This is a genomic window from Streptococcus pseudopneumoniae (assembly GCF_001068775.1).
Lineage (GTDB): Bacteria > Bacillota > Bacilli > Lactobacillales > Streptococcaceae > Streptococcus > Streptococcus pseudopneumoniae_N.
Genome location: NZ_JWAJ01000099.1, coordinates 27,258 through 49,410, shown reverse-complemented (window position 1 = coordinate 49,410; position 22,153 = coordinate 27,258). Strand labels below are relative to the sequence as shown.

The following is a 22,153-nucleotide window of genomic DNA, read 5'->3' as shown; positions in this document are numbered from 1 at the left end:
TCTGATTACTTTAGAAGATTAGACAAGAAAAGAACACTGGATGAGTGTTCTTAGTAATTTTTCTATTAATCCTTTATAGACTGCAAAAGCGTCATTAGGGCTTGGGCAGAACGACGCCCTGCTTCTACGATAAATTCATCAAAGGAAACGGATGCTTCATGGTTGGCATTGTCACTCATGGCACGAACGACTAAGAAAGGAAGGTTCAAAGCCTGAGCTGCTTGAGCAATGGCTGCCCCTTCCATCTCTACAGCAAGAACTTGAGGGAAATGCTCTTTAATGGCCTTGATTTTATCTTCTCCAGCAACAAAACTGTCTCCTGTCGCAATCAAACCTAAATGCCAAGTTTGGTCCAGTTTAGACAAACTCTCTTGAATCAAGCTGATAAACTTTTTGTCTGATTCAAAATAGAGAGGCTGTTGAGCCATTTGACCGTATTCATAACCAAAAGCAGTCACATCAACATCGTGGTAGGTAAGTTTGTCTGCAATCACTACATCCCCTACTGCGATTCCACTTGCCACTGCACCAGCAGAACCAGTATTAATCACTGCATCGACTTGAAAGTGATCCGCTAAGATAGCGACACTCATCGCAGACATGACTTTACCAATACCACTCTCTACAAGTACAAGCTCAATAGAACCAATCTTACCAGTATGATAGCTATTTCCCAGAACCTTTTCTTCACTGGCTTCGTCCAAGTGTTGAATCAAGTAAACTAGCTCTTCTGGCATAGCTGCAATAATTCCAATTTTCATGATAGACCCCTTAAATAAATCTCATTGCTAAAATTAACAAAATCAAGAGAAAAATAACTGCAAAAAGAATCTTGTTTAATTTAGAATTAAAGACATTTCTCTTAGTATTTTCAATCCGACGACTTTTGTGAATAGAAGGTTCAACTTCGATGGTCAGTGTATCTTGGCTAAAACCATGATCTTTGGTTCGTGAATAGCCAAAATTCTGAGCTGAAGTCGGTAAAATCTTAGTTTCCTCATCATCTAGCAAGGGAGGACCTGAGATGTCCTCTCCTCGATTAGCACGTTCGATCATTTCATCTGTTAATAAAGGTTTACCCATGGGCTCCTCCACTATTTTTTTGTAATTCCCAGTACTGAATAGCCATGATAGTCTTGGCATCACAAATATCACCTGACTGGATCAGTTCTTTAGCTTGGTCCAGACTGACCTCAAGTAACTCTAAAGTCTCATCTTCATCCTGAGGACGAGGATTTTCAACTTTTGTCAAATCACTTGCCAAGTAAAGTTTTAAGCGCTCGTTACAAAATCCAATCGCAGAGTAAAAATCATAGAGAAGGCTTAATTTACCAGTATAGGCTGCTTCTTCTTCTAATTCACGAAGGGCTGCAGCTTCTGGATCTGCATTTTCACCTACTTCAAGCTTACCTGCAGGAATTTCATAAGAGACTTTTTCAATTGCCTTGCGATATTGTTTAACAAGGACAATCTTATTTTCTGGAGTAACTGCAAGAACGCAAACTGCCCCATTGTGGAAAATCAAATCACGTTGCGCAGTACCTTTTCCAGAAGGTAGTTCAACCTGATCTTGAACTAGCTGAAAAATAGGTCCTTTATAAATTTCTTTACGACTAAGCGTCTTTTCTTCAAATTCCATCGTTAGCTCCTATTTATTGTTAGGATGGTGAGGGAGGCGAGTTGCATATTCGTCCTTATTAATTTGGCGACCTCGTCCAATAGCAATGGCATCAGCTGGAACATCCTTAGTAATGGTTGAACCTGCCCCAACAAGAGAATTATCTCCGAGTTCTACTGGAGCAATGATGGTTGAATTTGAACCAACGAAAACATTGTTACCAATAGTTGTTTTAAACTTGTGTTGACCATCGTAATTTACAGTGATCGTTCCAGCACCAAAGTTGACATCACTACCAACTTCACAGTTACCAATATATGTCAAATGACCAGCTTTTGTATTTTCACCGATGCTTGAACCTTTGACTTCAACAAAGTTCCCGATATGTACATCTTTCGCAAGGCTTGAGCCTGGACGGATATGAGCATATGGTCCAACTGTAACACCATCAGCAACCGTGCTTTCTTCAATCATCGAGTTTGTAATCACTGCCCCTGAACCGATAGTGCTATCAAAGATATAAGTTCCATTGGTCAAAACAGTTCCTGCACCAATCTTACTAGAACCTTTGAGGGTTACATTCGCTTCAATTTGAACTTCTGGAGCGATCTCAACATCAATGTCAATGTAAGTCGCTTCGGGATTCACAAAGCTAACTCCATTGACCATATGCGCTTGGTTAATACGGCGACGCATGATGCCTTCAGCTGTCGCAAGGGCAACACGGTCATTAACTCCGAGACTTTCATCAAAGTCTTTCAGAGTATAGGCTCCGACTTTTTCTCCAGCTTCACGGAAAATACCGATGACATCAGTAATGTAGTATTCGCCTTGGGCATTGTTAGTGTTGATATTCTTCAAAGCTTCAAAGAGACGAGCATTATCAAAGACATAGGTTCCTGTATTGATTTCCTTGATTTGTTTTTCAAAATCAGTCGCATCCTTCTGCTCCACGATACGAAGCACTTCAGCATTCTCGTTACGAACAATACGCCCATAACCAAACGGATCATCAGCTTCTGCAGTTAGGATTGTCGCTACATTTTTGTGATTTACGTGGAAATCAATCAAGTTCTTTAGACTTTCACCAGTAATGAGTGGTGTATCACCAGCAATAACCAATGTTTGTCCAGAAAGTCCTTCAAGAATTGGCTCAGCCATCATAACCGCATGACCAGTTCCTAATTGCTCAGACTGTCTTACAAAATCAGTTTGACCAGCTAAAACTTGCTCCACAAGTTCTGCCTTATGTCCTACAACCGTTACTGTTTTTTCAGGATTGATGGCCCCTACACTACGAAAAACATGCTCAAGCATAGAAATTCCTGCAACCTTGTGCATGACTTTTGGTAGATCTGATTTCATACGAGTACCTTTACCCGCTGCTAAAATAACTGCATAATTTGCCATATTTTTCTCTTTTCTATAGAAATTCCCTTATATTATATCATAAATTTGCTTTTTCAAACACAAAAGAGGGCAAATGCTTTAAAACATCGCATTCTCTAGATGATTTCGAGTATTTTTTTTTGATTTTTTTCACCATTTACGATACACTATAAAAGTATGAGAAAGAAAATAAATCCTGTTTTTATTTTTACTGTATTAGCTACTCTCGTGGGTATTTTAATCATCAATAGACCCAAGTTTGAAGACCATCCAGTCAAAACAAAGCAAAATCCAGTTCAAGTAGAAACTCAAGCTTTACATAATATCAACAAGCCGATTATTGATGTTTCTGGCTGGCAAAGACCATCAGAGATCAATTATGACACCTTAACTCAAAATATTTCAGGTGCAATCGTTCGGGTTCATAGTGGAGCTCAAGCTTCTGTTGAAAACGATGCTTCATTTAAAAATGGGGTTGATAAGGCTTATAAAGAACACATCACAGAATTTCAAAAACGGAATATTCCAGTCGCTGTTTATGCCTATGTAGCTGGTAAAAATGTCGAAGAAATGGAAAAAGCTGCTGAAGCCTTTTATAACGCTGCTTCTCCCTATAATCCTAGCTACTATTGGTTGGATGTTGAAGACAAGACTATGTCTGACATGAACAAGGGTGTTGAGGCCTTTCGTGCTAAATTAGCTTCATTGGGTGCAAAAAATATCGGTATCTATGTTGGTGTTTACTTTATGGAGGAACATAGTATCAGTGTTGATAATTATTCAGCTATCTGGATACCTTCCTATGGAACCAACTCAGGTTACTATGAAAGTGCTCCGAAAACAGATCTTAGCTATGACCTTCACCAATACACTTCACATGGAAATCTTGGCGGATTTGAACATCACCTCGATTTGAACCTTATTTCTTCATCAAAGAACAAGGAAGAAACCTTTAGAAAAATGTTTTTAAATCCTTAATCACTATCACAATAAGCAAGTCAGACATTGCTTTCTGCTTGCTTTTCTTTATTTTTCAGTATTAAATTACTGTTTTATCTTTATAGAATATGAATCTCGGAGGACCTCTATGTTATCATGGTTATCAAAAATTATTAAGGGAATTGTAATTGCCCTAGGTTTCATTCTACCAGGGATTTCTGGTGGCGTTCTTGCCGCTATCTTGGGAATTTATGAGAGAATGATTCGTTTTCTTGCCCATCCTTTTAAGAATTTAAAAGAAGATGTACTCTTTTTCCTTCCTGTCGGTATTGGGATGCTTCTAGGTATCGGACTTTTCTCCTATCCAATCGAGTATCTTTTAGAGAATTATCAAGTGTTTGTATTGTGGAGTTTTGCTGGAGCTATCATTGGTACCAGCCCAAGTCTTGTCAAAGAATCAACTCGTGATTCTGATAGAGATAAGGTTGACCACATATGGTTTTGGGCAACCTTCATCATCTCAGGTCTTGCCCTCTACGCCTTGAATTTTGTAGTTGGTTCTCTATCTGCAAGCTTCCTTAACTTTACACTGGCTGGTTGTTTGTTGGCGCTTGGAATTTTGGTTCCAGGGCTTAGTCCTTCTAATCTTCTCTTGATTCTTGGCCTTTATGGCCCTATGTTAACAGGGTTCAAGACTTTTGATTTGTTAGGAACCTTCTTACCAATTGGGATTGGGCTTCTTATCACTCTGATTATCTTCTCAAAATTCATGGACTACGCTCTTCGCCTATATCACTCACGTGTGTATCATTTTATCATTGGAATTGTACTATCAAGTACACTTTTGATCCTTATTCCAAACGCTGGCAATGCTGAAAGTATTAGTTACAGTGGTTTGTCACTAGTTTCATATGTACTGATTGCTTTCTTCTTCGCACTAGGGATTTGGTTGGGAATCTGGATGAGTCAATTGGAGGATAAGTATAAATAATGGCAAAAAAAGTAAAAGTCAAGAAAACCTTGGTCCAACAAATTTTAACCAAGGCAGGAATAAACCATACGGGTATTCAAATTAATGCCCTGGAAGGTGAGATGCCTCAAGGTTATGAAAAGAGTCAGATTTTTAAGACTCTAGCACTTCTGGGAGATAAGACTGGACCCATTATCGGCATTCTTCCTATCACTGAACACCTTTCTGAAAAGAAGCTTGCTAAGATTTCTGGTAATAAGAAAGTCAGCATGATTCCACAAAAAGACCTAGAAAAAACAACAGGCTATATCCACGGTGCCAATAATCCAGTTGGAATCCGTCAAAAACATAACTATCCTATCTTTATCGACCAAACTGCTCTTCAACTGAATGAAATGATTGTTTCCGCAGGGGAGGTTGGTCATAGTATCATTATCAATCCTCAAGATTTAGCATCCTTTGTTAAAGCTGAATTTGCAGATATCTTGGAGGCAAGTAACTAATGAAATTCTATTTTATTCGTCACGGTAAAACACTTTGGAATCTGGAGGGACGTTTTCAAGGAGCGAGTGGGGATTCTCCACTCTTAGATGAATCTATTGAAATCTTAAAAAAACTAGGTCGGTATCTCCAGGAAACTCCATTTGATGTGATTTATTCTAGTGATCTTCCTCGGGCTAAAACTTCTGCTCAAATTATCCAAAGTCAACTGAAAGACAGCTGTCCATTAGAAGAAATCCCCTCACTAAGAGAATGGCAACTTGGAAAACTTGAAGGTGCAAAATTTGCAACCTTGGAAGCCATCTATCCCGAGCAATTAAAAGCTTTTCGTACCAATCTAGCAAAATTCGATTCGACTATGTTTGGAGCAGAGTCTGTCTATCAAACAACTCAACGTACCATTCAATTTATCAAATCATTAGAGTCCAAACCTTTTGAACATGTTATGATTGTTGGTCACGGGGCCAATCTCACAGCCAGTATTCGAACTCTTCTAGGCTATGATACTCCACTACTTAGAAAAGATGGTGGTTTAGCAAATGCCAGTGTGACTATTGTCGAAACGAAAGACTTTAAAAACTTTACCCTCTTAGTCTGGAACGACACTTCTTATCAGAATTAGAACAGAACTTAACAATCACAGTTAAGTTCTTTTTAGATTTTGTAGAATATCCGTGAATTTATTTGACTTTTATGATAAAATGGGAGTATCGCAAAAAAGACTCATCGTATTAAGAATTGAGTAAAAACTAGGAGGAAACCATGTCAACAGAACATATGGAAGAACTAAATGACCAGCAGATCGTTCGCCGTGAAAAAATGGCTGCGCTCCGCGAACAAGGAATCGATCCATTCGGTAAACGATTTGAACGCACTGCTAACTCACAAGAATTAAAAGATAAATATTCTGACCTCGATAAGGAACAACTACATGAATTGAACGAGACTGCTACTATTGCAGGTCGTCTTGTTACCAAACGTGGTAAAGGTAAGGTTGGATTTGCCCACCTTCAAGACCGCGAAGGTCAAATTCAAATCTACGTTCGTAAAGACGCCGTCGGTGAAGAAAACTACGAAATCTTTAAAAAGGCTGACTTGGGAGACTTCCTTGGTGTCGAAGGGGAAGTGATGCGTACAGATATGGGAGAACTTTCTATCAAGGCGACACACATCACTCACTTGTCTAAAGCTCTTCGTCCACTTCCTGAAAAATTCCACGGTCTAACTGACGTTGAAACCATCTACCGTAAACGTTACCTTGATTTGATTTCTAACCGTGAAAGCTTTGACCGCTTCGTCACACGTTCAAAAATCATTTCTGAAATCCGTCGCTACCTCGATGCTCAAGGTTTCCTTGAAGTAGAAACACCTGTACTTCACAACGAGGCCGGTGGGGCTGCTGCCAAACCATTTATTACACACCACAATGCTCAAAATATTGATATGGTGCTTCGGATAGCTCTAGAACTTCATCTCAAACGTCTAATTGTCGGTGGTATGGAACGCGTCTATGAAATTGGCCGTATCTTCCGTAACGAAGGAATGGATGCAACTCATAATCCTGAATTTACCATGATTGAGGTTTACCAAGCCTATGCTGATTTCCAAGACATCATGGATTTGACTGAAGGCATTATCCAACACGTTGCAAAAGTTGTTAAAGGTGAAGGTCCAGTTATCTATCAAGGAACTGAAATCAAGCTTAACGAACCATTTAAACGTGTACACATGGTTGATGCAATCAAGGAAATTACAGGTGTTGATTTCTGGAAAGATATGACTTTCGACGAAGCCGTAGCCCTTGCAAATGAAAAACATGTACCGGTTGAAAAACACTACACTGAAGTTGGACAAATCATCAATGCCTTCTTCGAAGAATTTGTCGAAGAAACTTTGACCCAACCAACCTTTGTCTATGGACACCCAGTAGCTGTATCACCACTTGCTAAGAAAAATCCTGAAGATGAGCGCTTTACTGATCGTTTTGAGCTCTTCATTATGACTAAAGAATACGGAAATGCCTATTCTGAGTTGAATGATCCAATCGATCAGCTTAGCCGTTTCGAAGCCCAAGCTAAAGCCAAAGAACTTGGTGACGACGAAGCAACAGGCATTGACTATGACTACATCGAAGCACTTGAATACGGTATGCCGCCAACAGGTGGTTTGGGAATCGGTATCGACCGTCTATGCATGCTACTCACAGATACTACTACTATCCGTGATGTACTTCTTTTCCCAACTATGAAATAAAATACAAATCTCCTAGTCACATTCTAGGAGATTTTTTAGTATTAATATAAAAGACAAACTCGATTTTGAGCTTGTCTTTTTGTTGTTCAATTAGAATAATCCAAGAACAGTTCCATCACTTTCAACATCCATGTTGAGAGCTGCTGGTCGTTTTGGAAGTCCTGGCATGGTCATGACATCACCAGTTAAGGCAACGATGAAGCCTGCACCTAATTTTGGTACCAATTCACGAATAGTAATTTCAAAGTTTTCAGGTGCTCCAAGTGCGTTTGGATTATCTGAGAAACTGTACTGAGTCTTAGCCATACAGATTGGCAATTTGTCCCAACCGTTTTGTACGATTTGTGCGATTTGAGTTTGAGCTTTCTTCTCGAAGTTTACTTTGCTTCCACGATAGATTTCAGTGACAATCTTTTCAATCTTCTCTTGGACAGAAAGGTCGTTGTCATACAAACGTGTATAGTTAGCTGGGTTTTCGTCAATCGCTTTGACGAGAGTTTCAGCCAAAGCCACTCCTCCTTCAGCTCCGTCAGCCCATACGCTAGCTAATTCAACTGGAACATCGATTGAAGCACAAAGTTCTTTCAAGGCTGCGATTTCTGCTTCTGTATCAGATACAAATTCGTTAATTGCAACAACTGCTGGAATACCGAACTTACGGATATTCTCAACGTGGCGTTTCAAATTAGCAAAACCAGCACGAACAGCTTCTACATTCTCTTCTGTCAAAGCATCCTTGGCAACTCCACCATTCATCTTAAGAGCACGAAGGGTTGCAACGATAACTACTGCATCTGGCGCAGTTGGCAAGTTTGGAGTTTTGATATCCAGGAATTTCTCAGCACCAAGGTCTGCACCAAAACCTGCTTCTGTTACTGTGTAATCTGCCAAGTGAAGAGCAGTAGTTGTAGCCAAGACAGAGTTACATCCGTGTGCGATATTGGCAAATGGGCCACCATGTACAAAGGCAGGTGTTCCATAGATGGTTTGAACCAAGTTCGGTTTGATAGCGTCTTTCAAAATCAATGCCAAGGCACCTTCAACCTTTAGATCACCCACTGAAACAGGTGTACGGTCATAACGGTAACCAATGACGATATTGGCCAAACGACGTTTTAAATCTTCAATATCAGTTGCCAAGCAAAGGATTGCCATGATTTCTGAAGCAACAGTGATGTCAAAACCATCTTCACGTGGAATACCGTTAAGAGGACCACCAAGTCCAACTGTCACGTGACGAAGAGCACGGTCGTTCAAGTCAACAACACGTTTCCAGAGAATACGACGCTGGTCGATTCCTAGCTCATTCCCTTGGTGCAAATGATTGTCAATCAAGGCAGAGAGAGCATTATTTGCAGTTGTAATAGCGTGCATATCTCCAGTAAAGTGAAGGTTGATGTCTTCCATTGGTAAAACTTGTGCATAACCACCACCAGCAGCTCCACCTTTAATCCCCATAACAGGACCAAGAGATGGTTCGCGGATAGCAATCATGGTTTTCTTACCAATCTTATTCAAAGCATCAGCAAGTCCGATAGTGATAGTTGATTTTCCTTCACCAGCAGGTGTTGGATTGATAGCAGTAACTAGAATCAATTTACCGACTGGATTACTTTCAACCTCACGAATTTTATCAAAGCTGAGCTTAGCCTTGTACTTTCCGTACAATTCCAAATCATCGTAAGAGATGCCAAGTTTCTCGACAACATCAACAATTGGTTTCAATTCAATACTTTGTGCAATTTCAATATCTGTTTTCATTCAAAACTCCTCTACCTCAAATGTGTTAATTCATTATAACACAAAACAAGATTTTTAACAGACAAAAAGCTTGATAACGTTCGTAAATATAGCGACATCAAAGGATTTACCGCCCACTATTTAAATTTTTATATGCCTTTATAAGTTTTAACTATAGATTAAGATTTCGACTAATTCAAAAAGTAGCTATCAATTTCTGATAAATTGTGTAGAATTTGACTATTAGAAACTCCTATTTGCTCAGCTAATTCAATTGAATACTCAAAACGAAGACGTATATTGATAGATAAATCAAAAGAGTAATCCTGTAATCGTCCTAGTTTATGATATTTATCTATAATATCATTAAAAATAATCTTGTATTTATCATCTAAGTTTTTGATATGGTTATCTAAGTTTTCCCTGTAATTTTGAATTAATTCCTGTTCCCTATCACTTAAAATCCCTTTGCCTATTTCCCAAATTATTGAAGTAGCAATTGAACCTACTACTGCTCCTAAGACAGGGACAGGAATAAGTGTTTGACCAACACATGAACCAATTGTCGCTAATGTTGTATCCAATGTATTGATAGTTATAAAATTTATAAATTCATCCTCAGTAATCTCATTTGTTCTAAGTTTAGTAATAATATCTACCATGCCGTAACTTGCTGTTACAAACGCACTTGCATAAGGAGCACTCATTTTAAAAACATTAGTGAGACCATAAATCGCGTAACCTGATATAGAACCTTTTACCGCACCTTTCACTGTTTCCAGTCCACAGTCTAACCAATCTGATTGATCAAATTCAAAAATAGTTTTTCCTTCTTTGTATTTTCCATACACATTGAACATCAAAACTAAACCACCCTGTAAAACAGCTGCGTTTCTTGCAATCTTATTGGCTTCTTTTATTCTTGGCAATGAATTTTTTTGTGCTACTAATCGTTTTTTATTTAATTCTTGTTGTTTTAGTTTGACTGTTTTACGAATATTCTTCTCTTCGGAATCTAAAAAAGAATTAATTGAATTTTTTTGAGCATCATTATAATTTAGAACAGATGATTTCATCCAAGATTTATATGAAGTAAGTCCCTTGCTTTCGGTAATATCATTGATCATTTGTCGTATATCGGTAATTTGTTTAATAGACAATCTTTTACCATTAAATTCAACTTCTTTGGCACCAGCCATAATTTTTTCGAATACTAACACGTGATCTTTTGGAAACATCATTTTCATTTCTTTACTGTAATGAAAGGATTGAGCTAGTTCATCACGTAAATTATTATAAAACTTCATTTGAATGGTATTTCTACCAATTAATAAATCGGCTGGTCCATTATCATTCAATACTTTTACAATAGGATTTAATCCTTCAAAAGCTCTTATCGCATTCACAATTCCTGCTTCTGCAAATTCAGCAATAAAACCGTGACCGCCGTATTCACCTCCACGATTCTTTAGAATAACGTCTTCAATGTTATCTCTAGCATAGTTTAAGATTTTGGAGGCATTGTCCTTGTTTAAAATGACATGTCGAGCTTCATCCTCAATCATTTTCATAGCAATTTGTAAGTCTTGAATTCTCAAGTTGTTTAAACAATTGACATAAGCACCTATCCCTTGATAAAATGCTCTATTAACAGCCTGATTCATCATTTATTTTAATTTCCTTATTAATCATCGAAGTAAGTGAGAGAGTTGAATTTACTAAACTACCTGCTTGATACTTTTCATCATCTGTAAATAAGTTATAATCTTTTCCAATTAAAGAAAGATTAGCTAAGTAAATCCCCTCAGTTTGCTTTTCAATTAAATCAATTAATTCAGTAATTTCTATTATTGATTTTTCAGTTTGTCTAATCAATAACTCAATTTTCTTTTGTTCATCAAGCGCTTCTTTAGCTACTTCTTCATTTTTTTTATTAGCAAAAACACCTGCTCCGACAGACGCTGTTAACATTAAGCCAGCAATCCCCCAACCAACAGGGCCCGCCATGGCTAGAAAGGCATTGCCGGCAGCCACACCTCCTCCGCCTGCTGCTAGACTTCCTCCACCTAACCAAGCTAATGCCGCACTATTTGCTGCTGCACCTGTCAAACTAGAAATTGCTGTTCCTGTTGATGCGACACCAAAAGTAGTTGCAACTCCCATAGCTGCAGTAGGACCTAAAGTTGCGACTGTCACACCTAAAGCACTTAAAGAAGCTGTAGCTGCCGTACTACCGCTGGCTAATTCTGCTTCTTTGATTGCCTGAGTAATAGCTAATTGTTTATCTTCGAAATTCTGTATTTCAACAATTATTTCTTCTAACTTTGTTTCAAATTCTTTCGGTTTATTTGCTAATTTACTAATTCTCTCTTCAACGATTTTTACAACTTTAATTGCTTTTCCTCTAGTTTGATAAAGCTCAGTCGATTTATTCGTTAGTTCTGTGGCCTTTTCATTATATGTTTGAATAGATTCATGATAGTTTGCAACAGCTTCGGACCTTAATTTGTCATTAAAAAGATCTATTGAATCAATTTGTGATTTTGCTTCCGTTGCAACTTTTCCAGCTTGATTGATTGAGTCAGACGCCACCTCTGTTACTTGTTGAACGGTATCATTCGCTACTATCGCAGCTTGACCAGAAATATCTGAAACAACATTTCCTATCTTATTTGATACATCTCCTATTACTTTTACAGAATCTGATAATAAATCTCCTGTAACTTTCCCAGCACTATCTAAAGCTTTTCCAGCTTCATTAAGCACGCTACTGGTTGTCTTACTAGCATCATCAATTACTTTACTAGCTTCTTTAACCATATTATCTGCAAACTTAAAAAAGTCCATAACGGCTTCCCCTTTTCATATATAACTAAAATAATTATCTTATATCTTAAATTAATTGTCAATAATAATATAGTTATAAACTTTATTTATATTTTATCGCTTTCATTTTACTTACTGCTCATTTTTTTGTACAATAGTTCTATGAAAATTTTAGTTACATCTGGTGGTACAAGCGAAGCAATAGATCAAGTTCGCTCCATTACCAATCACTCTACTGGTAGACTTGGTAAAGTAATAACTGAGACTTTACTAAAGGCTGGTCACCAAGTTTGTCTGATTACTACGCGACAAGCATTAAAGCCAGAACTACACCCGAATTTGACTATGATTGAAATCCAAAACACTTCCGATTTACTCCAAGAGATGAAACGGATTGTCCCTGATTATCAAGTCTTGATCCATTCAATGGCTGTTTCTGACTACAGCCCAGTTTACATGACTGGTCTCGATGAAGTTCAAGCAAGCCAAGATTTAAGTGAATTTTTGCATAAGAAAAATATGGAAACAAAGATCTCCTCTAAGGATGAGGTACAAGTCCTTTTTCTCAAGAAAAATCCAAAGATCATCTCTCTTGTTAAAGAATGGAATCCAAGTATCCATCTCATCGGCTTTAAACTACTTGTCGATGTTACCAAGGAGCATCTGATTCAAATCGCTAGAGAAAGTCTTGAAAAGAATCAAGCTGACTTGATTGTCGCTAATGACCTCACTCAGATTAATGCGAATCAGCACCTGGCTTATCTAGTAGAAGAAAAGGATTATCAGATTGCTGCTAGCAAGCAAGAAATTGCTGACTTTTTAGTCAAGAGAATTCAAGGATTTGACTGTTAGAAAGGAAAATCATGGCTCGTATTACAATTGCTATTACTGGATCTATTGCCGCATATAAGACTGCTGATTTGGTTAGTAACTTGAAGAAACAGGGGCATTCTGTTACGGTACTTATGACCCAGGCTGCGACTGCCTTTATTCAACCTTTAACCCTTCAAGTCTTATCTCAAAATACAGTTCATCTCGATCTTATGCAGGAACCATATCCTGACAAAGTCAATCATATCGAGCTTGGCAAAGAAACAGATTTGTTTATCCTTGCCCCTGCAACCGCTAATACGATTGCAAAAGTAGCATATGGTTTTGCCGACAATATGGTAACCTCTACTGCTCTTGCCTTGCCCCACTATATTCCAAAACTAGTGGCACCTGCTATGAATACCAAAATGTATGACCATCCAGCAACTCAAACAAACTTAAAAACTTTAGAAACTTATGGTTATACAATTATTGCTCCAAAAGAGTCCCTACTGGCCTGTGGCGATGTAGGACGTGGTGCTCTTGCTGATCTTGATACTATTTTACAACAGATAAAGGAAAAACTTCATGAACAAACGCTCTAATATTGCTCCTATTGCTATCTTTTTTGCCAGCATGATTGTCATTCATTTGCTGAGCTCTATTGTCTTTAATGTCTTGCCATTTCCAATTAAACCAACCATTGTCCATATCCCGGTCATCATTGCTAGTATCATCTACGGACCACGGATTGGGGCTATCTTAGGTTTCTTGATGGGGATGATTAGCTTGACAGTCAATACAATCACAATTCTCCCAACTAGCTACCTCTTCTCTCCTTTTGTGCCGAATGGGAATTTAGCTTCACTTGCTATTGCTATTATTCCTCGTATCTTAATTGGTTTAACACCATACTTTGTCTATAAACTCCTCAGAAACAAGGCGGGGCTTATCTTTGCGGGAGCGCTCGGTTCCCTTACTAATACTGTATTTGTACTAGGCGGTATCTTCTTCCTCTTTGGAAATGTTTTTGACGGAAATATCCAAAAACTATTAGCTACTGTTATCTCAACAAACTCTATCGCAGAACTGATTATCTCAGCAATACTCACCCTAGTTATTGTTCCGAGACTTGAAAAAATCAAAAAATAAGAGGTCGGGAAAATCCCGACCTCGATTTTTATTTGACCTAAGTCACTGACTCTGTATTTAATTAAGATTACAGACTCCTAAAAGTCCCTTTGACGAAACTATCTAAAAGCTTGATTGTAAAGACTCACCAATATGGGAAAAAATCAACCTTGGAAAAATATTTACTTTCCAACAGCCTTTTATCTACTTATCATTGGGCTAGACGTGCTTCTTCTAAAATCTTTTCAATCTTTGTTGTCAGCAAATCAATGGCTACTGTATTAGTCACACCTTCTGGAATAACGATATCTGCATAACGCTTTGTTGGCTCAATAAATTGATGATACATGGGTTTCACTACACCAAGATACTGGTCAATAACGCTATCTAGACTACGACCACGTTCTTCCATATCACGTTTAATACGGCGAATAATACGAACGTCATCATCTGTATCTACGAAAATCTTAATATCCATCAAATCACGAAGTCGTTTGTCCTCCAAAACTAAGATTCCTTCTACGATAAAGACATCCTGAGGTTCTTGACGATAAGTTTTAGAACTTCTGGTATGGGCAGCATAATCATAGGTAGGAATATCTACAGGACGTCCTGCCAACAACTCTTTGATTTGCGCAATCATCAAATCAGTATCAAAAGCAAAAGGATGGTCATAGTTGGTCTTGATACGCTCTTCAAAGGTTAGATGAGATTGATCTTTATAGTAGGAATCATGCTCAATCATAGAGATTTTTTCATTTGGAAAATGCGACAAGATTGCTTTAGATACGCTTGTCTTTCCTCCTCCAGATCCACCTGTTACTCCGATAATGATTGGTCTATTTTGCATTGTAGCCTCCTTGTTTTTTCCCTTGTCTATTTTACCATATTTTTGATAAATTTTACAGATGGAGTTTTCTACAAAATAGAAGAAAAAATCCTCATAGCTAGAAGCTACAAGGATTTGTAATTGATTAATCGAAGTTAACGTATTCTTTAGAAAGTTCAAGAACTTCTTCCATTGTTGAACATTCAGTAAGAGCACGGTTAGCGTATTCTTGCATTTTAGCAGTGTCAAGTTTCTTCATCAAGCTACGTGTACGAAGTACAGATGTTGCTGACATAGAGAACTCATCCAAGCCCATTCCGACAAGAAGTGGAACAGCAGTTTGGTCACCAGCCATTTCACCACACATACCAGCCCATTTACCTTCAGCGTGAGCTGCTTTGATAACGTTATTGATCAAACGAAGGATTGATGGGTTGTATGGTTGGTAAAGGTATGAAACTTGTTCGTTCATACGGTCTGCCGCCATTGTGTATTGGATCAAATCGTTTGTACCAATTGAGAAGAAATCAACTTCTTTTGCAAATTGGTCTGCAAGCATAGCTGCTGCAGGAATTTCGATCATGATACCAACTTGGATGTCATCCGCAACTGCAACACCTTCAGCAAGAAGGTTAGCTTTTTCTTCATCGAAGACTGCTTTAGCTGCACGGAATTCTTTCAAAAGCGCAACCATCGGGAACATGATACGCAATTGACCATGTACAGAAGCACGAAGAAGTGCACGGATTTGAGTGCGGAACATTGCGTCTCCAGTTTCAGAGATAGAGATACGAAGAGCACGGAATCCAAGGAATGGGTTCATTTCATGAGGCATATCGAAGTAAGGAAGTTCCTTGTCACCACCGATATCCATTGTACGGACAACAACTGGTTTACCGTTCATTCCTTCAAGAACAGCCTTATATGCTTCATACTGCTCGTCTTCAGTTGGGAAGTCTTGAGAATCCATGTACAAGAACTCTGTACGGTAAAGACCGACAGCTTCTGCACCGTTATCATTAACACCTTCAACGTCTTTCGGAGTACCAATGTTTGCAGCCAATTCGAAGTGTTTACCGTCAGCAGTAACTGTTTGAGCATCCTTCAAGAGTGCCCACTCAGCTTTTTGTTGAGCGTAAGCTTCACCAGCTGCTTTAAATTCAGCTGCTTGTTCTTCAGTAGGGTTGATAATCACTTCACCTGTAATACCATTAACAGCAAGTAGGTCACCATCTTTAACGATTTCAGTGATATTGTTTGTACCCAAAACTGCAGCGATTTCAAGTGTACGAGCCATGATAGCTGAGTGACTTGTACGACCACCAATGTTTGTTACAAAAGCTTTAACAAAGTTTTTGTCCAATTGAGCTGTATCAGATGGAGTCAAGTCGTGAGCAATCACGATTACTTCTTCATTGATAGAAGCTGGGTTTGGCAATTTTTTACCAAGGAGGTTAGCCAATACACGTTTTGTTACGTCGCGGATATCCGCTGCACGTTCTTGCATGTATGGGTTGTCTTCCATGCCTTCAAAGATTGTGATAAACATGTCTGTAACTTCTTTCAGACCTGCTTCTGCATTCACTTTCTTAGCACGGATAGTTTCTTTGATTTGACCGATCAATTCAGGGTCAGCAAGAACCATCAAGTGAGCGTCAAATACTTGTGCCGCTTCTTCACCAAGCGTACCTACAGCCTTCTCGCGGATAAGAGAAAGCTCGTTTTGAGAAGCTTCAAGAGCAACATCCAAACGAGCCTCTTCTGCATTTGTATCTTCGACTGTAACAGTCTCGAATGATAAATCCGGTTGAACGAGTAGATATGCTTTTGCAACTGCAACACCGTCAGATGCTGCGATTCCTTTAAGCATTTCTGTCATTTCCTTATGCCAATCCTTCTTTTTCCATTGTTTCTGAGATTGCAGCGATAGCGTCATCAGCGTCTGCACCTTCAGCAGTGATTGTAACGTCAGCACCTTGACCAACACCAAGGCTCATTACACCCATGATAGATTTAAGGTTAACTGATTTACCTTTGTACTCAAGAGTGATATCTGAAGCAAATTTGCTAGCTGTTTGTACCAACAATGTTGCTGGACGTGCGTGAATACCTGTTTCTGCCACTACGTGGAAATCTTTAGAAGCCATAGTTTGACTCTCCTTTAATAGTTTTCTTGTTGAGTTACATATCTGATAACCCTTACAATTTAGTATTATATCACCTTCATTGATATTTTTCAAGTATTTTATGGACTTTCTTCAATTTCCTTTCAGATAACTTGCTGAAAATCTTCTATTAAATTTAGCAAAACACAGTATGTAGTTTTTGTCGAGACACCTATAATGAAATCATTGCTTTTTCTGTAATTATTTTTTAATGCTACACTATATATTGTGTTTGTTAGTAAAATCAGTAAAATAAGTACACAAGATTTAGTTTTAGAAAGTTGACAAAGTTTTTTTTTCTGATATACTAAGAAAGTAATAATTTTTTAAAGAGGAGTTACAGAAATGGTAACCGTATATTCTAAAAACAACTGTGTCCAATGTAAAATGACGAAACGTTTTTTAGACAGTAATAATGTTGAATATAAAGAAATCAATCTTGATGAACAACCTGAATACATTGATCAAGTAAAAGAGCTCGGCTTTAGTGCTGCTCCTATTATTCAGACACCAACAGAAGTTTTCTCTGGTTTCCAACCAGGTAAACTCAAACAACTTGCTTAAGAACCAGGACAAAAGCTTCTATGTCTACCTTAGAAGCCTTTCTTTTGTAATTAGATAAAGGATTTTTTATGGGATTAAAACAACTTGAAGATGTGACTTACTTCCGTCTTAATAATGAAATTAACCGTCCTGTTAATGGACAAATTATGCTTCACAAAGACAAGGAAGCTTTAGAAGCCTTCTTTAAAGAAAATGTTGTACCTAACACAATGGTTTTTGACTCAATAACGGATAAAATCAACTTCCTCATTGAGCATAACTACATTGAGACAGCATTTATCAAGAAATACCGTCCAGAATTTTTGGAAGAACTGCATCAATTTATCAAGGATCAGAACTTCCAATTTAAGTCTTTCATGGCTGCCTATAAATTCTATAATCAGTATGCTCTGAAAACTAATGACGGAGAGTACTATCTTGAAAGCATGGAAGACCGTGTCTTCTTTAATGCCCTTTACTTCGCGGATGGTGATGAAGCGATTGCTATTGATATCGCTAATGAAATCATCCACCAACGTTATCAACCTGCTACTCCTTCTTTCTTGAATGCAGGTCGTGCACGTCGTGGTGAATTGGTATCTTGCTTCTTGATTCAGGTAACAGATGATATGAACTCTATCGGACGTTCTATCAACTCTGCTCTTCAACTTTCACGTATTGGTGGTGGTGTGGGAATTTCCCTCAGCAACCTTCGTGAAGCTGGAGCTCCTATTAAAGGCTATGAGGGTGCTGCTTCTGGTGTCGTACCAGTTATGAAGCTTTTCGAAGACAGCTTCTCTTACTCTAACCAACTCGGTCAACGTCAAGGTGCTGGGGTTGTTTACCTCAATGTCTTTCACCCAGATATCATCGCCTTCCTTTCAACTAAGAAGGAAAACGCCGATGAAAAAGTGCGTGTCAAGACTCTTTCACTTGGTGTTGTGGTTCCAGATAAATTCTACGAATTGGCTCGTAAAAATGAAGAAATGTACCTCTTCAGTCCTTACTCTGTAGAGCTTGAATACGGCGTGCCATTTAACTACATCGATATCACAGAAAAATACGATGAGCTAGTTGCAAATCCAAACATCCGTAAGACAAAAATCAAAGCGCGTGATTTGGAAACTGAAATTTCTAAATTGCAACAAGAATCTGGCTATCCTTATGTAGTAAACATCGATACTGCTAACCGTGCAAATCCTGTCGATGGTAAGATTATCATGAGTAACTTGTGTTCAGAGATTCTTCAAGTCCAAGAACCAAGTCTTATCAACGATGCTCAAGAATTCCTTAAAATGGGGACTGATGTCTCATGTAACCTTGGTTCAACAAACGTGGTCAACATGATGACTTCACCTGACTTTGGTCGCTCTATCCGTGCAATGGTACGTGCTTTGACTTTTGTTACAGATAGTTCACACATCGTAGCTGTTCCTACTATCGACCATGGAAATAGCCAAGCTCACACCTTTGGGCTTGGTGCTATGGGACTTCACAGCTACCTTGCCCAACAACTGATTGAGTATGGATCCCCTGAGTCTGTTGAGTTTACAAGCATTTACTTTATGCTTATGAACTACTGGACCTTGGTAGAATCTAATAACATCGCGCGTGAACGTGGTGTTACCTTCCACAACTTTGAGAAATCAGACTATGCTAACGGAAGCTACTTTGATAAGTATTTGACTGGAGAATTTCTTCCGAAATCAGACCGTGTTAAAGAACTCTTCAAAGATATCTTTATCCCTACTGCTGCTGACTGGGCTGAACTTCGTGATAAAGTTAAAGCAGATGGACTTTACCACCAAAATCGCCTTGCTGTAGCGCCAAATGGTTCGATCAGCTACATCAACGATGTTTCTGCTTCTATCCACCCAATTACGCAACGTATCGAAGAACGTCAAGAGAAGAAAATTGGTAAGATCTACTACCCTGCTGCTGGATTGTCAACAGAAACCATCCCTTACTATACTTCTGCTTACGACATGGATATGCGTAAGGTCATCGATGTGTACGCAGCTGCAACTGAGCATGTAGACCAAGGACTTTCACTCACTCTCTTCATGCGTAGTGATATTCCGACTGGACTTTACGAATGGAAAAAAGAAAACAAACAAACGACACGTGACTTGTCTATCCTTCGTAACTATGCCTTCAACAAAGGTATCAAGTCTATCTACTACGTCCGTACCTTTACCGATGATGGTGGAGAAGTCGGTGCTAACCAATGTGAGAGCTGTGTGATTTAATCTTTGCTTGAGGAAACTACATTTTCTCAGATAAGTATTCATTTACCGAGCTAAACTAAACTGGAATAAGCATCTATACTATGGAAAAACAAAAAAGTCGGGCTTCCGACTTTTTGTGCGAAACTCCTCTAGGATTATGATAAAATAGAGATAATTGTGAGTTCGCAATACTAAACACAGAAAGAGATTTCAAATGGAAACTTACTACAAAGCCATTAACTGGAATGCCATCGAAGATGTCATCGACAAATCAACTTGGGAAAAACTGACGGAGCAATTCTGGCTTGATACACGTATTCCCTTGTCAAATGACCTAGATGACTGGAGAAAGCTTTCTAACAAGGAAAAAGACCTTGTTGGTAAAGTTTTTGGAGGTTTGACCCTTCTTGATACCATGCAATCAGAAACTGGTGTTCAAGCCCTTCGTGCTGATATTCGTACGCCTCACGAGGAAGCTGTTTTCAATAACATCCAATTTATGGAATCTGTCCATGCAAAATCTTATTCATCAATCTTTTCTACCTTGAATACAAAGGCTGAGATTGATGAAATTTTCGAATGGACTGATACCAATCCTTACCTACAAAAGAAGGCTGAGATCGTCAACGAAATCTACCTAAACGGAACTCCTCTTGAGAAGAAAGTAGCTAGTGTTTTCCTTGAAACCTTCCTTTTCTACTCTGGTTTCTTTACACCACTCTACTATCTTGGAAACAACAAGTTGGCCAACGTAGCAGAAATTATCAAATTGATTATTCGTGATGAATCAGTTCATGGAACCTACATCGGCTACAAATTCCAACTTGGTTTCAATGAATTGCCAGAAGATGAGCAAGAAAAACTCAAAGAATGGATGTACGATCTCCTTTATACTCTTTATGAGAACGAGGAAGGATATACTGAAAGCCTATACGACGGAGTTGGATGGACTGAAGAAGTTAAAATCTTCCTTCGTTACAATGCTAATAAGGCCCTTATGAACTTGGGGCAAGATCCTCTCTTCCCTGACTCAGCTGACGATGTCAACCCTATCGTTATGAATGGTATTTCAACTGGTACATCAAACCACGACTTCTTCTCTCAAGTTGGTAATGGTTATCTACTTGGTGAAGTTGAAGCTATGCAAGATGATGACTATAACTATGGTCTAGATTAATACAAGACTTTACGAAAACATCTGACTTTGTTTAAAAACTCAGATGTTTTTTTGTTTTTGTTTATTTTTGTTCTTTACATTGATTGATTTTCCAGTTTATGGTATTATAGTAATAGATATGGAGGTGATCCGATGCTTAAGCAAGAAAAACTAGATACTATTTTAGAAATTGTTAATACAAAAGGGACTATCACTGTTAAAGAGATTATGAATCGCCTTGATATTTCCGATATGACAGCTAGACGATATTTACAAGAGTTAGCGGATAAGGATTTGCTGGTTCGAGTTCATGGTGGAGCTGAAAAACTTCGAACAGGTTCTTTGTTAAACAATGAGCGTTCTAACGTTGAAAAACAAGGACTACAAACAGCAGAAAAGCAAGAAATTGCTCGCTTTGCTAGTCACTTAGTTGAAGAAAGAGAAACTATTTTTATCGGTCCAGGTACTACGTTAGAGTTCTTTGCGCGTGAGCTTTCTATCGATAACATCCGTGTTGTTACCAATAGTTTGCCTGTATTTCTCATTCTAAACGAGCGTAAGTTGACTGATCTAATTCTAATCGGTGGTAATTATCGTTCAATTACTGGAGCATTTGTAGGCACTCTAACCCTCCAAGATATTTCCAATTTGCAATTTTCAAAAGCCTTCGTTAGTTGTAATGGTATCAAGGATCACGCTATCGCTACTTTTAGTGAAGACGAAGGAGAAGCTCAGAAATTAGCACTGGAAAACGCCAATAAAAAGTATCTCCTCGCTGACCATAGCAAATTTGATAAGTTTGATTTCTTTACATTTTACAACATTTCAGATATCGATACTATTATCACTGATTCTAAATTAAGTGACGAAACACTCCTATCCCTATCTAAACAAACTAAAATTATCAAGTCTAAACCTTAAACTCTACAACTAGTCATAGAATCTAGTAACTGCTACTAATTCAATGGCTAGTTTTTTATTTTATATTAAGCGTGCAATCTAAAATATTTCAATTATTTTTCAAAATCTATGATTTCTGTATTTTTAATTTAATA

Annotated in this window: 22 protein-coding genes; 12 read left to right on the top strand and 10 right to left on the bottom strand. The window is 38.3% G+C overall.

The genetic code is table 11. The features are described from left to right. Window positions 1-65 precede the first annotated feature (65 nt). From ADF68_RS05495 to glmU, 4 genes are read right to left on the bottom strand one after another with little or no spacing between them, the layout of a single operon-like run. Window positions 66-761: a 5'-methylthioadenosine/adenosylhomocysteine nucleosidase gene (locus ADF68_RS05495; protein ID WP_049548948.1), complete on the bottom strand. Its 696-nt coding sequence runs from the start codon at window positions 759-761 to the stop codon at window positions 66-68. A 10-nt stretch (window positions 762-771) separates the two neighbouring features. Then, the gene (macP, locus tag ADF68_RS05490; RefSeq protein ID WP_049548947.1) at window positions 772-1,083 is read right to left on the bottom strand and encodes a cell wall synthase accessory phosphoprotein MacP; all 312 of its coding nucleotides are present in this window, start codon (window positions 1,081-1,083) and stop codon (window positions 772-774) included. Beyond that, on the bottom strand, window positions 1,076-1,639 hold the full coding sequence (locus ADF68_RS05485; protein WP_049548946.1) for an NUDIX hydrolase: 564 nt from the start codon (window positions 1,637-1,639) through the stop codon (window positions 1,076-1,078). The genes macP and ADF68_RS05485 overlap by 8 nt, the downstream gene beginning before the upstream one ends. Window positions 1,640-1,648: 9 nt before the next feature. Further along, entirely contained in the window at window positions 1,649-3,028 is a 1,380-nt protein-coding gene (gene glmU / locus ADF68_RS05480) for a bifunctional UDP-N-acetylglucosamine diphosphorylase/glucosamine-1-phosphate N-acetyltransferase GlmU (RefSeq protein ID WP_049548945.1), read from the bottom strand. Between the two features lie 156 nt (window positions 3,029-3,184). Between glmU and ADF68_RS05475 the strand changes: the two genes are divergently transcribed. The 5 genes from ADF68_RS05475 (at window position 3,185) to lysS (ending at window position 7,670) form a co-directional block, all read left to right on the top strand. After that, on the top strand, window positions 3,185-3,985 hold the full coding sequence (locus ADF68_RS05475) for a glycoside hydrolase family 25 protein (RefSeq protein ID WP_049548944.1): 801 nt from the start codon (window positions 3,185-3,187) through the stop codon (window positions 3,983-3,985). Then, window positions 3,978-4,937, top strand: coding sequence for a DUF368 domain-containing protein (locus ADF68_RS05470; protein ID WP_414716171.1), 960 nt, complete (start codon window positions 3,978-3,980; stop codon window positions 4,935-4,937). Before ADF68_RS05475 ends, ADF68_RS05470 begins: the two co-directional genes overlap by 8 nt. Next, a complete protein-coding gene (locus tag ADF68_RS05465) occupies window positions 4,937-5,419 on the top strand; it encodes an aminoacyl-tRNA deacylase (RefSeq protein WP_049548942.1) in 483 nt (160 codons plus the stop codon). Before ADF68_RS05470 ends, ADF68_RS05465 begins: the two co-directional genes overlap by 1 nt. Next, window positions 5,419-6,039 (top strand): histidine phosphatase family protein, encoded by a 621-nt coding sequence (locus ADF68_RS05460; protein WP_049548941.1) that lies wholly within the window; start codon window positions 5,419-5,421, stop codon window positions 6,037-6,039. Before ADF68_RS05465 ends, ADF68_RS05460 begins: the two co-directional genes overlap by 1 nt. A 140-nt stretch (window positions 6,040-6,179) precedes the next feature. Then, a complete protein-coding gene (gene lysS / locus ADF68_RS05455; protein WP_049548940.1) occupies window positions 6,180-7,670 on the top strand; it encodes a lysine--tRNA ligase in 1,491 nt (496 codons plus the stop codon). Between the two features lie 90 nt (window positions 7,671-7,760). Here lysS and ADF68_RS05450 read toward each other — a convergent pair whose 3' ends face one another. From ADF68_RS05450 to ADF68_RS05440, 3 genes are all read right to left on the bottom strand, one after another. Then, the gene (locus ADF68_RS05450) at window positions 7,761-9,431 is read right to left on the bottom strand and encodes a formate--tetrahydrofolate ligase (protein WP_049548939.1); all 1,671 of its coding nucleotides are present in this window, start codon (window positions 9,429-9,431) and stop codon (window positions 7,761-7,763) included. 170 nt (window positions 9,432-9,601) lie between these two features. Further along, entirely contained in the window at window positions 9,602-11,077 is a 1,476-nt protein-coding gene (locus ADF68_RS05445) for a hypothetical protein (RefSeq protein WP_049548938.1), read from the bottom strand. Then, on the bottom strand, window positions 11,058-12,257 hold the full coding sequence (locus ADF68_RS05440; RefSeq protein ID WP_080979384.1) for a hypothetical protein: 1,200 nt from the start codon (window positions 12,255-12,257) through the stop codon (window positions 11,058-11,060). The genes ADF68_RS05445 and ADF68_RS05440 overlap by 20 nt, the downstream gene beginning before the upstream one ends. A gap of 141 nt (window positions 12,258-12,398) precedes the next feature. Between ADF68_RS05440 and ADF68_RS05435 the strand changes: the two genes are divergently transcribed. From ADF68_RS05435 to ADF68_RS05425, 3 genes are read left to right on the top strand one after another with little or no spacing between them, the layout of a single operon-like run. Continuing rightward, complete coding sequence (locus ADF68_RS05435; protein WP_049548937.1) at window positions 12,399-13,088, top strand: phosphopantothenate--cysteine ligase; 690 nt, start codon at window positions 12,399-12,401, stop codon at window positions 13,086-13,088. An 11-nt stretch (window positions 13,089-13,099) separates the two neighbouring features. Continuing rightward, window positions 13,100-13,651: a phosphopantothenoylcysteine decarboxylase gene (gene coaC / locus ADF68_RS05430; protein WP_049548936.1), complete on the top strand. Its 552-nt coding sequence runs from the start codon at window positions 13,100-13,102 to the stop codon at window positions 13,649-13,651. Next, window positions 13,635-14,198: an ECF transporter S component gene (locus tag ADF68_RS05425; protein WP_049526104.1), complete on the top strand. Its 564-nt coding sequence runs from the start codon at window positions 13,635-13,637 to the stop codon at window positions 14,196-14,198. The genes coaC and ADF68_RS05425 overlap by 17 nt, the downstream gene beginning before the upstream one ends. Window positions 14,199-14,388: 190 nt before the next feature. Here ADF68_RS05425 and udk read toward each other — a convergent pair whose 3' ends face one another. From udk to ADF68_RS05410, 3 genes are all read right to left on the bottom strand, one after another. Beyond that, on the bottom strand, window positions 14,389-15,027 hold the full coding sequence (udk, locus tag ADF68_RS05420; RefSeq protein WP_006154270.1) for a uridine kinase: 639 nt from the start codon (window positions 15,025-15,027) through the stop codon (window positions 14,389-14,391). 124 nt (window positions 15,028-15,151) lie between these two features. Beyond that, the gene (gene ptsP, locus ADF68_RS05415; RefSeq protein WP_025171271.1) at window positions 15,152-16,885 is read right to left on the bottom strand and encodes a phosphoenolpyruvate--protein phosphotransferase; all 1,734 of its coding nucleotides are present in this window, start codon (window positions 16,883-16,885) and stop codon (window positions 15,152-15,154) included. Window positions 16,886-16,889: 4 nt separating this feature from the next. Next, entirely contained in the window at window positions 16,890-17,153 is a 264-nt protein-coding gene (locus tag ADF68_RS05410; RefSeq protein ID WP_000146952.1) for a phosphocarrier protein HPr, read from the bottom strand. A 363-nt stretch (window positions 17,154-17,516) separates the two neighbouring features. Here ADF68_RS05410 and nrdH point away from each other — a divergent pair, with 363 nt between their 5' ends. The 4 genes from nrdH to ADF68_RS05390 all read left to right on the top strand — a co-directional run bounded on the left by nrdH (window position 17,517) and on the right by ADF68_RS05390 (window position 22,019). Then, a complete protein-coding gene (gene nrdH, locus ADF68_RS05405; protein WP_000259242.1) occupies window positions 17,517-17,735 on the top strand; it encodes a glutaredoxin-like protein NrdH in 219 nt (72 codons plus the stop codon). A 68-nt stretch (window positions 17,736-17,803) separates the two neighbouring features. Next, a complete protein-coding gene (gene nrdE / locus ADF68_RS05400) occupies window positions 17,804-19,963 on the top strand; it encodes a class 1b ribonucleoside-diphosphate reductase subunit alpha (protein WP_049548935.1) in 2,160 nt (719 codons plus the stop codon). Between the two features lie 193 nt (window positions 19,964-20,156). Continuing rightward, the gene (nrdF, locus tag ADF68_RS05395; protein ID WP_049548934.1) at window positions 20,157-21,119 is read left to right on the top strand and encodes a class 1b ribonucleoside-diphosphate reductase subunit beta; all 963 of its coding nucleotides are present in this window, start codon (window positions 20,157-20,159) and stop codon (window positions 21,117-21,119) included. Window positions 21,120-21,251: 132 nt separating this feature from the next. Then, window positions 21,252-22,019, top strand: a complete 768-nt coding sequence (locus ADF68_RS05390; protein ID WP_049548933.1) for a DeoR/GlpR family DNA-binding transcription regulator — start codon at window positions 21,252-21,254, stop codon at window positions 22,017-22,019. Window positions 22,020-22,153 lie beyond the last annotated feature (134 nt).

Excerpts from the sequence above, each read along its gene's own strand:
- nrdF (WP_049548934.1), top strand. The coding sequence starts at position 20,157 with ATGGAAACTTACTACAAAGCCATTAACTGGAATGCCATCGAAGATGTC.
- ADF68_RS05435 (WP_049548937.1), top strand. The coding sequence starts at position 12,399 with ATGAAAATTTTAGTTACATCTGGTGGTACAAGCGAAGCAATAGATCAA.
- ADF68_RS05390 (WP_049548933.1), top strand. The coding sequence starts at position 21,252 with ATGCTTAAGCAAGAAAAACTAGATACTATTTTAGAAATTGTTAATACA.
- ADF68_RS05410 (WP_000146952.1), bottom strand. The coding sequence starts at position 17,153 with ATGGCTTCTAAAGATTTCCACGTAGTGGCAGAAACAGGTATTCACGCA.
- ADF68_RS05460 (WP_049548941.1), top strand. The coding sequence starts at position 5,419 with ATGAAATTCTATTTTATTCGTCACGGTAAAACACTTTGGAATCTGGAG.
- ADF68_RS05475 (WP_049548944.1), top strand. The coding sequence starts at position 3,185 with ATGAGAAAGAAAATAAATCCTGTTTTTATTTTTACTGTATTAGCTACT.
- ptsP (WP_025171271.1), bottom strand. The coding sequence starts at position 16,885 with ATGACAGAAATGCTTAAAGGAATCGCAGCATCTGACGGTGTTGCAGTT.
- lysS (WP_049548940.1), top strand. The coding sequence starts at position 6,180 with ATGTCAACAGAACATATGGAAGAACTAAATGACCAGCAGATCGTTCGC.
- ADF68_RS05450 (WP_049548939.1), bottom strand. The coding sequence starts at position 9,431 with ATGAAAACAGATATTGAAATTGCACAAAGTATTGAATTGAAACCAATT.
- ADF68_RS05485 (WP_049548946.1), bottom strand. The coding sequence starts at position 1,639 with ATGGAATTTGAAGAAAAGACGCTTAGTCGTAAAGAAATTTATAAAGGA.
- glmU (WP_049548945.1), bottom strand. The coding sequence starts at position 3,028 with ATGGCAAATTATGCAGTTATTTTAGCAGCGGGTAAAGGTACTCGTATG.
- coaC (WP_049548936.1), top strand. The coding sequence starts at position 13,100 with ATGGCTCGTATTACAATTGCTATTACTGGATCTATTGCCGCATATAAG.
- nrdE (WP_049548935.1), top strand. The coding sequence starts at position 17,804 with ATGGGATTAAAACAACTTGAAGATGTGACTTACTTCCGTCTTAATAAT.
- macP (WP_049548947.1), bottom strand. The coding sequence starts at position 1,083 with ATGGGTAAACCTTTATTAACAGATGAAATGATCGAACGTGCTAATCGA.
- nrdH (WP_000259242.1), top strand. The coding sequence starts at position 17,517 with ATGGTAACCGTATATTCTAAAAACAACTGTGTCCAATGTAAAATGACG.
- ADF68_RS05425 (WP_049526104.1), top strand. The coding sequence starts at position 13,635 with ATGAACAAACGCTCTAATATTGCTCCTATTGCTATCTTTTTTGCCAGC.
- udk (WP_006154270.1), bottom strand. The coding sequence starts at position 15,027 with ATGCAAAATAGACCAATCATTATCGGAGTAACAGGTGGATCTGGAGGA.
- ADF68_RS05495 (WP_049548948.1), bottom strand. The coding sequence starts at position 761 with ATGAAAATTGGAATTATTGCAGCTATGCCAGAAGAGCTAGTTTACTTG.
- ADF68_RS05440 (WP_080979384.1), bottom strand. The coding sequence starts at position 12,257 with ATGGACTTTTTTAAGTTTGCAGATAATATGGTTAAAGAAGCTAGTAAA.
- ADF68_RS05465 (WP_049548942.1), top strand. The coding sequence starts at position 4,937 with ATGGCAAAAAAAGTAAAAGTCAAGAAAACCTTGGTCCAACAAATTTTA.
- ADF68_RS05445 (WP_049548938.1), bottom strand. The coding sequence starts at position 11,077 with ATGATGAATCAGGCTGTTAATAGAGCATTTTATCAAGGGATAGGTGCT.